The sequence below is a fragment of the Plantactinospora sp. WMMB782 genome (assembly GCF_049179135.1).
Classification (GTDB): Bacteria; Actinomycetota; Actinomycetes; order Mycobacteriales; family Micromonosporaceae; genus Plantactinospora.
The window spans coordinates 1-13,335 of the sequence record NZ_JBMHMC010000004.1; the positions used below are offsets into that span (position 1 = coordinate 1).

At 72.3% G+C, this 13,335-nt stretch carries 14 protein-coding genes; 8 read left to right on the top strand and 6 right to left on the bottom strand.

All coding sequences use genetic code 11. The features are described 5' to 3' along the window. Positions 1-326: 326 nt before the first annotated feature. From ACN28A_RS00340 to ACN28A_RS00350, 3 genes are all read right to left on the bottom strand, one after another. Positions 327-1,481: a glycosyltransferase family 4 protein gene (locus ACN28A_RS00340; protein ID WP_421391311.1), complete on the bottom strand. Its 1,155-nt coding sequence runs from the start codon at positions 1,479-1,481 to the stop codon at positions 327-329. Positions 1,482-1,598: 117 nt separating this feature from the next. Next, a complete protein-coding gene (locus ACN28A_RS00345) occupies positions 1,599-2,807 on the bottom strand; it encodes an endonuclease/exonuclease/phosphatase family protein (RefSeq protein WP_421391312.1) in 1,209 nt (402 codons plus the stop codon). After that, entirely contained in the window at positions 2,807-3,880 is a 1,074-nt protein-coding gene (locus ACN28A_RS00350) for a glycosyltransferase family 2 protein (protein WP_421391314.1), read from the bottom strand. The genes ACN28A_RS00345 and ACN28A_RS00350 overlap by 1 nt, the downstream gene beginning before the upstream one ends. A 191-nt stretch (positions 3,881-4,071) precedes the next feature. On the opposite strand from ACN28A_RS00350, the gene ACN28A_RS00355 reads away from it, so the two are divergent. Together ACN28A_RS00355 and ACN28A_RS00360 are read left to right on the top strand one after the other, a co-directional pair. Next, positions 4,072-5,214, top strand: a complete 1,143-nt coding sequence (locus ACN28A_RS00355; RefSeq protein ID WP_421391304.1) for a glycosyltransferase family 2 protein — start codon at positions 4,072-4,074, stop codon at positions 5,212-5,214. Further along, entirely contained in the window at positions 5,211-6,209 is a 999-nt protein-coding gene (locus ACN28A_RS00360; RefSeq protein ID WP_421391302.1) for a lysylphosphatidylglycerol synthase domain-containing protein, read from the top strand. The genes ACN28A_RS00355 and ACN28A_RS00360 overlap by 4 nt, the downstream gene beginning before the upstream one ends. Positions 6,210-6,496: 287 nt before the next feature. Here ACN28A_RS00360 and ACN28A_RS00365 read toward each other — a convergent pair whose 3' ends face one another. After that, entirely contained in the window at positions 6,497-7,078 is a 582-nt protein-coding gene (locus ACN28A_RS00365; RefSeq protein ID WP_421391300.1) for a hypothetical protein, read from the bottom strand. A 96-nt stretch (positions 7,079-7,174) separates the two neighbouring features. Here ACN28A_RS00365 and ACN28A_RS00370 point away from each other — a divergent pair, with 96 nt between their 5' ends. From ACN28A_RS00370 to ACN28A_RS00380, 3 genes are all read left to right on the top strand, one after another. After that, positions 7,175-8,374 (top strand): hypothetical protein, encoded by a 1,200-nt coding sequence (locus ACN28A_RS00370; RefSeq protein WP_421391299.1) that lies wholly within the window; start codon positions 7,175-7,177, stop codon positions 8,372-8,374. A gap of 67 nt (positions 8,375-8,441) precedes the next feature. Then, a complete protein-coding gene (locus ACN28A_RS00375; protein WP_421391297.1) occupies positions 8,442-8,873 on the top strand; it encodes a type VII secretion target in 432 nt (143 codons plus the stop codon). Between the two features lie 79 nt (positions 8,874-8,952). Then, on the top strand, positions 8,953-9,960 hold the full coding sequence (locus ACN28A_RS00380) for a hypothetical protein (RefSeq protein ID WP_421391296.1): 1,008 nt from the start codon (positions 8,953-8,955) through the stop codon (positions 9,958-9,960). Between the two features lie 18 nt (positions 9,961-9,978). On the opposite strand, the gene ACN28A_RS00385 is transcribed toward ACN28A_RS00380, so the two are convergent. Next, positions 9,979-10,263 carry a flavin reductase gene (locus tag ACN28A_RS00385; RefSeq protein WP_421391295.1) on the bottom strand — a complete coding sequence of 95 codons (285 nt, stop codon included), beginning with the start codon at positions 10,261-10,263 and terminating at the stop codon, positions 9,979-9,981. Positions 10,264-10,266: 3 nt separating this feature from the next. Then, positions 10,267-10,617 carry a hypothetical protein gene (locus ACN28A_RS00390; RefSeq protein WP_421391293.1) on the bottom strand — a complete coding sequence of 117 codons (351 nt, stop codon included), beginning with the start codon at positions 10,615-10,617 and terminating at the stop codon, positions 10,267-10,269. A 207-nt stretch (positions 10,618-10,824) separates the two neighbouring features. On the opposite strand from ACN28A_RS00390, the gene ACN28A_RS00395 reads away from it, so the two are divergent. From ACN28A_RS00395 to ACN28A_RS00405, 3 genes are all read left to right on the top strand, one after another. Beyond that, complete coding sequence (locus tag ACN28A_RS00395) at positions 10,825-11,616, top strand: DUF5753 domain-containing protein (RefSeq protein WP_421391292.1); 792 nt, start codon at positions 10,825-10,827, stop codon at positions 11,614-11,616. Continuing rightward, positions 11,613-11,804 (top strand): DUF397 domain-containing protein, encoded by a 192-nt coding sequence (locus ACN28A_RS00400; RefSeq protein ID WP_421391290.1) that lies wholly within the window; start codon positions 11,613-11,615, stop codon positions 11,802-11,804. Before ACN28A_RS00395 ends, ACN28A_RS00400 begins: the two co-directional genes overlap by 4 nt. 737 nt (positions 11,805-12,541) lie before the next feature. After that, a complete protein-coding gene (locus tag ACN28A_RS00405) occupies positions 12,542-13,141 on the top strand; it encodes a hypothetical protein (RefSeq protein WP_421391289.1) in 600 nt (199 codons plus the stop codon). Positions 13,142-13,335: the final 194 nt, after the last annotated feature.

Sequence of the window (13,335 nt, forward strand, 5' to 3'; positions counted from 1 at the left end):
TACCCGTCGCCGCCGCCCGTACCCTCGTCGCCACCGCCTGACCGAGGGCGGCCCGGCGTGCCGCCCTCGCAGGTGGGGGTACCTTCCAGATCTAGATGACTTGTGGTTGCCGCGGCAACCACAAGTCATCTAGATCTACTTTGTGCCTGAGCGCGCATGCGCCGAGACGACCGCGACAGGCGGCCCGGGACCGCCGCCCGGGGCGGGAGCAAGGGGGTGGCGGCTTCGGGGTGGCGGCTTCGGGGTGGCGGCTTCGGGGTGGCGGCTTCGGGGTGGCGGCTTCGGGGTGGGTCGGCCGGCCCCGGAGGGCCGGCCGGTTGCGGTCGTCAGGCGGCGGCGCGCAGGGCGGCGACCCGGAGGCGGTCGCCGGCGGCGGCCCGGAACGCCTCCTCGTACGCGTCGATCGAGACCGTCACCCCGAACCGGGCCTCCGCCCGGCGGGCTCCCTCGACCCGGTCCGCCGCCGAGGTCGCGCCAACCCGGACCAGCGCCTCGGCGATGGCCGCCGGATCGCGCGGCGGCACCAGCTCGCCGAAGCCGGTGAGCTGGACCGGTACCCGCATCCCGGGCAGGTCGCTGGCGACGGACGGCACACCGGAGATCATCGCCTCGGCCTGCACGATGCCGAAGGACTCCTCGGCCACCGAGGTCAGCGCGAAGACGTCGATCGAGGCGTACAGGTCGCTGATCTCGGCGTCGGTGAGCCGGCCCAGGAAGCGGATCCGCCGGTCCCCGGCGGCGCGGGCCCGCAGCTCGCCGATCACGCTGCCGCCGGCCACCGAGCTGTGGTCACCGGCGACCAGCAGCCTGGCCTCCGGGTCGTCGATCAGCCGGAACCCGTCGACCAGGTGGGTCAGCCCCTTCTCCGCGGCGATCCGGCCGAGGAAGCCGACGTGCAGCCCGGACGAGCCCCGGAACGAGGGCCGGCCCGGCGGCCGGTGTACGCAGGGCGGCGGCACCGCGTGCACGGCCCGGTCCCGCATCACCGGCCAGTGCCGGGAGTGCTGGGCGTGGTCCACGTTGTTCACCATCACGCCGACCGAGCGGCGCAGCGCGGCCCGGACCGAGCGCTCCACGAGGTCGATCTGGGCCCGCGCGACCAGGCCGCCCGGCACCCAGACGTCGTCGTGGTGGTTGCAGACGATCGGGGTGTCGCCGGCCAGCCGGGCCACCAGGCCGGCCTCCAGCATCGGCAGGTGCAGGTTGACCACCGCCGAGTCCCGGGCGATCCGGCCGGCCAGGGCGGGAAAGCCGGGGCAGATCACCCCACGGCCCACCCGGGCCAGCACCGGGGCCCGGAACACCTGCACCCCGTTGCGTACCTCGTGCCTGGGCAGTGCCGGGTCGTGCTGGGAGGCGACGACCGCCACCCGCCAGCCCCGGGCGGCCAGCCCCTCGGCGACCACCCGGGCGACCTCGGTCAGCCCGCTGAGGTACGGGGTGTAGTAGGTGAGTACGACTGTCAGGTCGAAGCGCTTCATCGTGACCTCCAGATTGTGATGGGCGAAGCAGCCGGGAACTGGGCAGAGGAGTCGGGAACTGGGCAGAGGAGTCGGGAACTGGGCAGCGGAGTCGGGGGCCGGGCGACGGAGCCGGGATCAGTGCACGGAGATCGCCAGCTGCTGTGCGCTGTGGTCGGAGAGCCCGTCGTCGCCGGTCAGCCGGTATTCGTGCACGGTCAGCGCGCCCCGGGTGAAGGTCCAGTCGAGCCGCCACAGCCGGGGCAGCGGAACGCCCCTGGTCGGCCAGCTCGCCGGCAGCGGGGAGCCGGCGGTCGGGTCGTGCCGGCGCAGCCCGGCCCCGATCCGCCGCAGGTCGCGCATCAGGCTCGTCGAGTTCAGGTCGCCGCTGAGCAGTACCCGGTGCGGGTTCGCGGCCAGGTCGGCGTGCAGGGCGCGCAGGTGGGCGTCCCGGCGGTGGAACTGGCTGCGGACGAATTCGTAGAAGTCCGCCCGCAGCGGGCTACGGTCGATCTCCACCTGGACCGCCAGGTGCACGTTGTAGAACGACACCACTTCGGCACCGACCCGCACGTCGGTCCGGAGCGTCTTGCCGGTCCAGTACTCCGGCCAGTCCGTACCGGCCGGCGGGGTGCTGCCGTCGGCGGCCGAGAGCCAGCGGCTGGCGTCGACGGTCCGGCTGGCCAGCACCGGCAGCCGGGAGAGGGTGACCAGTTCACTGCCGACCACCACCTGATAGCCGGGGAACTCGGCACGCAGCCGATCCAGCGCGTCGATGCGTACCGGGCGGTCGGTGTAGTGCAGGTACTCCTGCAACAGGTAGACGTCGGCCCGCTGCGCCTTCAGGTAGGCGTAGAACCGGTCCGGGTCGTCGTCCTGGTCCCAGTACTCGGGGTTCCAGGAGAAGACCCGGACGGCGTCCGCCGGGGTCGCCGGGTCGGGCAGGGGCGCGGCCGGGGTCAACCCGGACCGGGGCGCGCCGAACAGCAGGGTGGCGACCAGCAGCACCAGCATCGGCGCGCGTACCGGCCGGGCGGCCAGCGGCACCGCGCCGAGCAGCACCAGCGGAACCAGCAGGAGCAGGATCGGCGGTGCCGTCTCGACCAGCAGCCAGAACCACCACCGTCCACTCAGGAAGGTGTGCAGCAGCAGGAGCACCGCCCAGCCGAGCCCGCCGCCGACCAGCAGCCGGGTACCGAGACACCACCGCCCACCACCACCCGCACCCGGCGCGGCGGTGCCCGGCGCCGTGCCGGGGTCCGGGAACGGGGCGCCGCCCGGTGCCGTGCCGGGGTCGGCGGGCGGGGTGACCGACGGTGGGCGGGGGGTGTCGAGGTCGGGCAGCATCAGGCCCGGCCCGAGACGGTGGCCGGGGCGGGCCGGGCGAGGTGCCGGGGCCGGACCAGCCAGCGCAGGGCGCCGACCGCCATTCCGGCCACCAGCACCAGGTGCACCAGCAGGTGCACGCCGAGGAAGTAGGCGGTGAACCGCAGGCCGCGCTGGGCGTACACGAAGCGGGGCAGCGCCGGGTCTGCCACGCAGAACGCCAGCGCCAACACCGCCGGCAGCGCCGCCAGCCAGCCCGCGAACGCCGGGGTGAGCGGGGCGAGGACGGCGAGCGGCAGGCTGCCCAGCAGCAGCGCGGCGGCGAGCACCCCGAGCGGGTGGTTGGCCCGCTCCAGGCGTACCCCGTCGGTCCGGCCGGCGGCCAGGGCCAGCGGGACCAGCGGTACGGCCCGGCGCCACTGCTCGGTCAGGATCGGCCAGAGCCGGCTGCCGTCGTCGTGCCGACCGACCACCGAGCCGGTGAGTACCACCCGGGTGTGCCGGGCCAGCCGGCTGCTGTACTCCACGTCCTCGCAGTCGCGCAGCCCCTCGTGCAGCGGGCCGACCGCCCGGAGTACGTCCCGGCGCAGCGCCGCCAGCGCGAAGATGACGGTACGCACCTCGCCGACGTGCCGCCGCCGCCAGTGCACCGCGTGCAGGATGCGGTACCGCTCCACCGGTCCGTCGTCGATCAGCGGCTCGGTGTCGTACGTCCCGTGCACCGCGCCGACCGCCGGGTTCGTCGCCAGGATGTCGACGGCATTGCCGAGGGCGTCCGGGGCGAGCGCCACGTCGGAGTCGAGGAAGAAGACCACCTCGCCCCGGGTGGCGGCGACTCCCGCGTTGCGGGCTGCCGAGACGCCCCGGTTCTCCGGTTGGCGCAGCACCCGGCAGCCGAGTTCCGCCGCGATCTCCCGGGACTCGTCGGTGCTGCCGTCGTCGACGAGGAGCACCTCCACCGGCCGGTACGTCTGCGCCAGTACCGACCGCAGGCAGGCGCGCAGGGTCCGCGCCGCGTTGTAGCAGGGTACGACCACGGAGACGGTGAGTGGCCCGGAGGCCGTACCGCTGATTCCGGTCCTGGTTCCAGTCATGGTCGCGGACGCTAGCCGCCGATGGTGGAGTCCTCCCCGACTACCGACCGTCGCCGCCGGTGACGGTGCGCGCTAGGGGTTTCCTCCAGCCCGACTACCCGGTCCGGCCCAGGTCGCCCGCCTAGCGTCTGCCGTCGACGGACCGCCCGGCGTCCCGATCGAGAGGCCCGAACGCAGTGGACACGACCGAGATGGACACGAGCACGATGGACACGACTGCCGGCACGGTCTCGGTGGTCATCCCCAGCTATCGCTCGGCGAAGACCCTCGCCGCCTGCCTGGACGCCGTCTACGCCCAGTCGCACGCGCCGCTGGAGGTGATCGTGGTGGACGACGCCAGCTCCGACGACTCGGCCGCGATCGCCCGCCGCTATCCCTGCCGGCTGATCGTCGCGCCGGTGAACCGGGGCGTCTCGGCGGCCCGGAACACCGGCGCGGCGGCCAGCCGGGGCGACGTGCTCTTCTTCGTCGACTCGGACATCGCACTCGCCCCGGACGCGCTGCGTTCCGCCCTGCGGGTGCTGGCCGGCGACCCGGAGTGCGCGCTGGTGCAGGGCATCTACGACTCGGAGCCGCTCTTCGCCGACGGCCCGGTCGAGGAGTACAAGACGCTCTACGAACACTTCTGGCGACGCCGGGCCGCCGGGCCGGTCACGGTTACGCTCTTCGCGCTCACCGCCGTCCGGCGGGAGGTCTTCGATCGGGTCGGCGGCTTCGACGAGGGGCTGCGGGACGGCGAGGACGTCGAGTTCGGCACCCGGCTGCCGGCCGGGGCCCGGATCGTGATGAGCGCCGAGGTGGTCGGCCGGCACGACGACGTGGACCGGCTCCGGCCGCTGCTGCGCGAGCAGTACCGCCGGGCCACCCTCTTCGCGGTCAACCTGGCCCGGGGACTGCGCCGGGGCGGGCGCGCCGGGGTGGCCACCGCCCGCACCGACGCGCTCGGCCCGGCGGCGGTGTTGAGTTGCGCCGCCACCCTGGCCAGCCTGCCGCTGCCGATGCTGGCGCTGCTCTCCGGTCTCGGTACACCAGGGCTCGGCTCCGGTGCGGCGCCGCCGCTGGTCGACCTGCCGGCGCTGCCGCTGGCGCTGCTCGGCCTGCCGGCGCTGGCCGCCGCCGCGTTCCTGGCCGCGAACCGGGAGCTGCTCGGCTTCGTCCGGCGGGTCCGGGGGGCCCGCTTCGCCTGCCGTTTCGCCGGGCTGCACTTCCTGCTGACCGCCGCGACGGTGTTCGGCACCGGCGTCGGGCTGCTCCGGTTGCTCCTCGCACCGTGGCGCTGGCCGACGGCCGGCTCCGCCGCACCCGCCCGGGTCGCGTCGGGAGCCCTCCGATGACCGCCGACATCCTCCGGGTACGCCTCGGCGTGCTGCGCCGGGTCGCCACCGTACTCTTCGGAATCGCCCTGGTGGTCGGCGTCGCGGTCGCGCTGCGCGACGCGGACTGGGCCGCCGTACGCGACCTGGCCGGGCCGGCCGAGCTGAGCCTGCTCGGGCTCGCCCTGCTGGTCAACTCGGTGGGGCTGGTGCTCGGGATGCTCTCCTGGCGCCACCTGCTCGCCGGTCTCGGCTCGCCGGTCGGGGTCTGGACCGCCGCCCGGATCTTCTTCGTCGGCATGATCACGAAGTTCGTGCCGGGCCGGTTCTGGGCGCTGATCGCCAACATCAGGATGGGCCGGACCGCCGGGGTGACCCCGGCCCGGATGGCCACGGTCTACGTGCTGAACATCGCGGTGATGTCGCTGACCGGGCTCACCGTCGGGCTGGTCGCCGCACCGAGCGTGCTCGGCGGGCGGGGCGGCTGGCTGCTGCTGGCCGCGCTGCCGGTGCTGGCCTGCGCGATCCGGCCCGAACTGGCCAACCGTTGGGCGGCGGCGCTGGCCCGGCTGCTGCGCCGGCCGGCACCCGCGCCGGCCGGGCACCGCGACCTGCGGTACGCGATCGCGGCCCAGGCGGTCTCCTGGCTGGTCGCCGGCCTCCAGTTCTGGCTGGTCGCGGTCGCCGCCGGTGCCCCGCCGGCAGCCTCGTTCCCGGTCTGCGTCGGCGCGTTCGGGCTGGCTGCCGTGGTCGGCAGTTTCGTGGTCTTCGTACCCGACGGCATCGGGGTGCGCGAGGGCATCCTGATGGTGGCGCTGACCGGACTGCTGCCGTTGCCCACCGCCGGGGCCGTGGTGCTGGTCAGCCGGCTGATCTGCACGGTCAGCGAGATCGCCTCGGCCGGCGTGGCGCTGCTGGCCGCCGAACTGATCCGCCGCCGCGCCCGACCGCCGGCCCCGGCCGTGCCGGCCGGCACAGAGTCGCCGGCCGGCACGGAACTGCCGGCCAGCGTCTGAACCCGCCGGCTGGTCGCGGTCATCGGAGCCCGCGACCGTTCACGGCTCGGCCGGAGCCCGCAACCGTTCACGGCTCGGCCGGAGCCCGCAACCGTTCACGGCTCGGCCGGGGCCCGCGACCGTTCACGGCTCGGCCGGGGCCCGCGACCGTTCACGGCTCGGCCGGAGCCCGCAACCGGTCGCGGGCCATCCGGATCTACCCCGGTCCCGGGCCCGTCCGGATCCCGCGCGCTCACGCACCATCCGGATCCCGCCCGGTCGCGACCGGGCGGGCCCGGCCGGGCGGCTCAGCGGCGGTTCCGGTTGCGGGTCCGCAGCTCGGTCATCAGCTCCCGCCACCGGCGGGGAATGCCGATGTCGAAGTACTCCGACTTCAGGCCGATGATCTTCATCTCCCGGTCGCTGAGCAGCGACTTCATCGCGGAGTGCAGCTCGGCCAGGAAGGCCGTCTCGCCGAGTCGCCGGATGCTGCCCGGCTCGATGTCGACGTTCCACTGCATCAGCCCGTAGGTGCGCACCCGCACCGCACCACCGGCCGACACGCCCTCACCCTCGATGGCGTTCAGCTCCACCTCGTACTGCCGCCGGTACGGGTCGTCGCTGGGCCGCTCGGCGTCGGCGAGCTCGTCGGAGCTGAGCCCCTGGGACAGCCGGTACGCCTCGGAGCGGGCCCGGTGGTACGCCACCCAGGTGGTCACCCCCAGCCGGGCGAGCTGGTGGCTGAGCTGCTCCTCGTCGTACCTGTCGAAGGCGCCGGGCGCGAAGGTGATCTCCACGTCGTGATAGTTGGAGACGCGTGCCCGGATGCGCTCGTCGGGAGAGTCCACCGTGACAACCATGTTGTCGAGGTACTCACCGATGTGGGGCATGTCGCTCCTTCCGATGGGAAGCGTCTGGCGGCGTCACCATAAACCTTCCACGCACGAGGATTCGACCACTTGGTGTGCTGTGGTAGACAAAGGTCCATGCTTTCACCACGTCGGGTCGCCGTGCCGCTCGCCGCGCTCGTGATCGGGGCCGCTCTGGTCCCGCCCCCTCCGGCATACGGCGGGGCGGTCGATGTCGACGTGTTCGCGGGTACCGGAACGGCCGGGGGGACCGGGGACGGCGGTCCGGCCTCGGCGGCGGCGCTCGACCGTCCCGCCGGGGTGGCGGTGGCCGCCGACGGCTCCGTCTACCTCAGCGACGCCGGCAACCGCCGGGTCCGGAAGGTGGCCCCGGACGGCACCATCTCGACCGTCGCCGGCAGCGGTCGGGCCGGCACGCCCGGCACCGAGGTGACCGACGGTACGCCCGGCACGGAGGTGGACCTGGCACTGCCGCAGAGCCTGGCGGTCGGTCGCGACAACACGCTCTACATCGCGGACACCGGTCTGGCCCGGGTGTTCCGGCTCGCTCCGGACGGCCGGCTGTCGGTGGTCGCCGGCACCGGCGTGCCGGGCCCGATCGGCGACGGTGGGCCGGCGGCCCGGGCCTCCTTCGGCCAGCTCGGCGGCCTCGCCGTCGCATCCGACGGCACCGTCTACGTCGGAGACCTCCGTAACCACCGGGTCCGGGCGGTGACGCCGGACGGGACCATCAGCACGGTGGCGGGAAACGGGAACAGCCAGCTCGTCGCCGCGGGCGGGGAGGCCACCACTGTCCCGGTGCCGAGCCCCGGAAGCCTCGCCGTGGACGGCGGAGGCGACCTCTGGATCGCCGACGGGCTCGTGCTGCACAGGCTGACCGGCGGCAAGCTCGGCACGGTCACCCTGCCCGACCAGCCCGACGGCGCACGGTGGGAGCTTTCCGAGGCGGGAAACTGGCCGCCGCCGGAGCCGCCGATGAACAACGTCGCCGCCGTCAGCGCGGCCGGCGACCAGGTCTACGCCCTCGACCAGTCGGCCCGGACACTGCTGCGGCTGGGCGACGGCGCCGCACTCGGCACCGTGGCCACCCTCGACGCGGCCGGGAGCCCGGTGGTCGGTCCGGTCGCCGTGAGCGCCTCCGGCGTCGGCTATCTCGTCGACAACGCCGGACACCGGGTGTATTCGTTCCGCCTGTCCGCGCCGAACGCGGAGACCCCGGACGGCGACTCGTCGGTGCCGTGGTGGCCGTTCGCGGCCGGCGCCGTCCTCGTCGTGGTCGTCGTCGTCGGCTGGCTGGTCAGGCGACGGTCCCGCTGAGCCGGGACCCCTCCGCGCGTCCGCGCAGTACCCGAATTCCACAGCGAAACAGCCGAAGGAGCCCTTGATGGCAGAGATCGTCGGTGGCGACCTGTACCACCTCTGGCGGGTGTCCGACGTACACCTGCCCCGGATCGCGGACGTCTACTACGACGCCAGCCGCAGCCTCGGCGGCGCGACCGGTGACGACGGCGGCGGGTTCCGGGCCAACACCCCGACCGGGCCGGGCGGCACCATCATGTCCAGCGCCGGAGCGGCGGCCTGGGCCGCGCTGCGCGACGAGATGCAACGGATGTACACCCAGACCGGCGGGACGATCCTGAACGCGGCAGAAGCGCTCCGGATGGCCCGCCAGGCGTACGTCGACGCCGACATGGCCAGTGCCGACGCCCTGTCGCAGTACCTGGCGGACCCGGCGAACCACGACCCGAACGACCCGGCGTCGAACCCGCCCGCCGAGGGCGCCGACGACCATCCCGGCGAGCCCTACCAGGGCTGACCGGGCGGGGCGACAACCGCACAGACCTGGATCCGCAAGCCGACGCCCCGAACGGGGGGCAGTTGAAGGAGCGTCAGCAGTGAGCAGCCAAGTTGACACGCCGGCAGACCTGGCCGGCGGGACGTACAAGGGTACGGTCCGGGAGAAGGCTTCCCAGCTCAAGCAGGAGCTGATCCGGCAGACCCTCGACGACATCGAGTCCTGGCGCAAGGCCGTGGACCTCGAATGGGCGCAGACGCACCCCGAGTCCCCGCACTCGCCGATCCCGCCGGAGGAGATCGAGGGATACCGGAACACCGTGCGCAACGAGTACTACGAGTGGGTCGAGCCGGCCTTCGAGAAGTACCTGGAGCCCGATCCGGACGCCACCAACCCGATGATCGCCTCGCTGCGTACGATCGAGAGCTCCTTCGGAGGCAGCCAGGACGACGCGGGCAACTTCAGCGGCGCCAACTCGGCGCTGTCCCGGATCAACGACGTCCGCACCGACATGAGCCAGTGGCAGGGCGACCTCCAGGTCAACTTCATCGACAACTTCGTCAGCCCGTTGCAGACCGCGTCGATCAACCAGGCAGCCGTCGCCAAGGTGGTACGCGAACAGCTCGAGTGCAACAAGATCCTCTACATCCGCTACCGCAAGGGCATCATCGAGTTGCTCGACAAGTCGATCCAGGCGGTGCAGACGCTCAACAACGGCAAGGATCCGAAGAGCTTCACCTGGGGCACCCTGGTCGGCATCGCGGTCGGTACCGGCCTGACCCTCGGCCCGGCCGGCTGGGCGATCGCCGGTGCGGTGCTGATCGCCGGCAGCACCCTGTCCCAGGGCCTGGTCCCGGACCCGCCGAAGACAAACGAGTTGAGCGCCCCGACGGCCCAGGAGGTCGCGGTCAAGGTCTCCGAGGCGATGATCAAGATGGACGGCGACATGGTCGAGGAGGAGCGGAAGGTCGAGCAGGCGCTGAAGAACCTCCTCGACACCATCGGCGACGCCCGCACCGCCTCCGGCCCGCTCGCCGTGCCGGAGCCCGCGATCAGCTCCGCCCGGCCGGGTGAGATCACCGACGGCTCGCTGCGCCCGCACGACTGAACCGTCCCGTCCCCGATCTCAGCGGCGACGGGGGACCCAGTAGAGGATCTGGCTGGTGACCAGGGCCGGGTGTGTGTCGGGTAGTGCTTCCAGGGCCCGGGTGAGGTGTGCGGCGAGGTACATCAGCAGGCCCACCCGGTCACCCCGGAAGCCGATCAGCAGGGCGAGTCGGGCCGGCGCGCACGGCCACGGGTCGGAGCAGCTCTGGCAGCGGTACGCCTGGGCCGGCAGGTGCCGGCCGGTCGGATAGCGTCGCGGGTTGCGCCGCATGTGCCGGTACCAGCGTTCCTGCGGCCCGATCACGGCTCACACCTGCTGCCGCTGCCGGGAGCGCGCGGTCTGGGCCGGGGTCAGCGCCCCGGGCCGGCCATTCGCCTGGAAGGAGCGGGTCGGTGCGTCCAAGCCGGGGCGGCGGTTGACCGCCCGGGGCCGGGCCGGCGAGGGTGGAGCGTCCGGCTGCGCTGTCGGCGTCGCCGCGCCGCGCCGGGCTGTCCGGTACGCCGTCCCGGTCAACGGCGGCACCGTCGGCGCGTACGGCATCGGCACCGGCTCGACCGAGTCCGGGCAACGCCAGCGGAAGCCGCACCGGCAGTACCGCCAGAGCCGCCGCCAGTCCCGGCGATGACGGTTCTTCTTCGTTCCGCGACCGAACATCATCCGGCCCTCCCATCCGTGGAAATTGCGTTCTCCGATCACCGGTGGCGGGTGCGGTGGACCCACCGAAAGTGTCGGTTCCACCTTGGACGAGCAGGCCCTACGCTGGGAACGGCTTATCCGCCGGTGGGTGCGGCTGACAGATTCAGGCAGTGCGTGAATGGCCGGTGGAGAGCTGTGAATAATTGATCTATCTCCTGGGGAATCCTGATGACCGAAGTACCGGAACCACTTGCCGCATTCATCGTTTCCGAGATCCGCCAGGGCAGGCAGAGCACCGGAACGACGCAGGAGGCGTTCGGGCGGGTGGCGAACTTCTCCGCCTCACACGTCAGCGCCGTCGAGAAACGGACCCGGGCCCTGACGATGGCCTTCATCGCCGGTGCCGACCGGGCCCTGAAGACGGGCGGGGTGTACGAACGCCTGGTCACCGCGCTCGGCACCCCGACCTGGCTGCGCGAGTGGATCGACCAGGAACGCGAGGCGGTCGCCCTGCGGTCCTTCCAGAACGCGGTCCTGCCGGGCCTGTTCCAGACCGAGGCGTATGCGCAGGCGCTGCTCAGTGGCGCGCTGCTCACCGACGAACAGTTGCGGCAGAAGGTCGCCGAGCGGCTCGACCGGCAGTCCATCCTGACCCGGGACGACCCGCCGCAGGTCATCGCCGTCGTCGACGAGTGCGTGATCCGCCGGGTGATCGGCGGGCGCGAGGTGATGCGGGACCAGTTGGCCCACCTGCTCAAGCTGAGCGCGACTCCCCTGGTGCAGATCCAGGTAGTACCGGCCAACATCGGGTCGTACCCTGGACTTGGCGGGCCGTTCGTGTTGGCGACCCTGCCGACCAACGTGGACGTGGGCTATCTCGACAACCAGTTGCACGGGCAGGTGGTCGAGCAGCCCGCCGAGGTGTTGCGGTTGCGTCGGGCCTGGGATGCCATTCGGGGCAGCGCACTGGCGGTACCGCAGTCAGCCGACCTGATCAGGAAAGTGATGGAGCAGCTATGAACCTGAGCGGCGCCCAGTGGCACAAGAGCACGCGCAGCAGCACGAACGGCGGGGACTGCGTCGAGGTGGCCCGCAACCTGTCCGAGGTCGTGGCCGTACGGGACAGCAAGGACACGACCGGACCGGTACTGGCCTTCGCCCCGGCAGCCTGGCGGGCCTTCGTCGACGAGGTCACCCGACGCCCGTAACACGATTGCCCGCAACACCTGTCGCACCGACACCGACGCACTGGCCGAAATGGACAACCTGTCACCTGCTCAGCCCCAGCGGGCCAGCAGGGCGGCGCAGTAGGCGTCGACGTCCTGCGGCTGACCGGGGTGCGCCGGTGTTCCACCTCGGCCACCGCGTCGGCCACCGGTTCCGCCCACTGGCGGAGGAAGATCGAGCCCCCGACGTGTGACTGGTGCCGTACCTCGCCGGTCGGGCGGCGCACTGTCCAAAGCATCGACGGATGGCTATCAGGAATCGGCCCACCGCAACGTCCCCGAAGTGCTCCGGCACGGGCCGTAAGCCGAGCACCCCGAATTCCCGCGACAAGCACTCCTTTCCGCGGTAGCACGCGCGACCCCAGCACAGACAAATCACCGCCGAACTCCACTCTGCACATCTGAATGGTCCTTATCGGTCGACGGTTGAACCCCGGTTGTACGCTGACGGCATTCCCGGGGGGGGGGGGGGGGGGGAGTGACTATCGGCGAATGAGGGCGCGGCACCGAGATGAGGGCGGATGGGTAAGCAGCGGACCCGACGGCGCAACAGGCGCGGACAGACGGAGGCAATGGTCGAGCGAGTCGACCCGGGCCCGCCGCGACAGCCGAGCCGCCGCACGACGACATCCGACCGTGGCCGTTCCACAGGAACCGATTCTCGCCGTTCGACGACAACCGGGCCGGCCGAAGCCGAGGCGTCGCAGTACAACCTCATAATGGAAAAGGTCGCGCAACCCGGGCCGGTGTTGGCGGTGCTGCTGATCTCGGGGCTCATCGCAGCGGGCTGGCTGGCTCCCCGTTACGTCGCCGACCCCACCACCATTGCCGGCCCGGCGCGCTACGTGGTCGCGGCCGGCCTGGCGGTCATAGCATTCCTGTCGTTCTCGACGCTGAACCTCGTGGCCTACTGCCTGATCGTGGCGAGGCAGTCCGAGCCGACGAAACGGTTCGTCTCGGCGGTCGGAAACCGCGCCGCCATAGGCGCGATCCTGGGTACGCTGCTGGGCCTGCGCATGGCGAGCATGATGGTCGAGCGGCCGGCGACGAACCCAGCCGTCCAGCCGACGACCTTCCTGGAATTCGAGAGCAACCTGAGCAACACGATCACGCTCGTCACACTGGCGCTGATCGGCACCGCGTGGCCCTACTGCTGGGGCCCGGTCAGGGCCTCGATGACCGCCTTCGCATCGAAGCCGCCGCTGGCGGCCCACGCCGGCAAGTTGGGTTTCGCGCTCGGGGCGACCTTGCTCCTCAGCAGTCACTTCCTGGGATTCGGCGTGGCGCTGGCCGTGTATCGCGGCGTCGCCAATCCGTAGCCGGTCGCCAATCCATAGCCGGTCGGCAAACCACAGCCGCACGCAGGGAAAATCCCTGCCACTACCAACATATACCGCACCCCCGGACTTGCGGCAAGACCCCCGTCGTGGCGCACAATCGTCGGCCGAAGACAACAAGCGGCAACCGGGGGGATTCCATGTTCGATGTCATCGTCGTCGGCGGTGGCCCGACC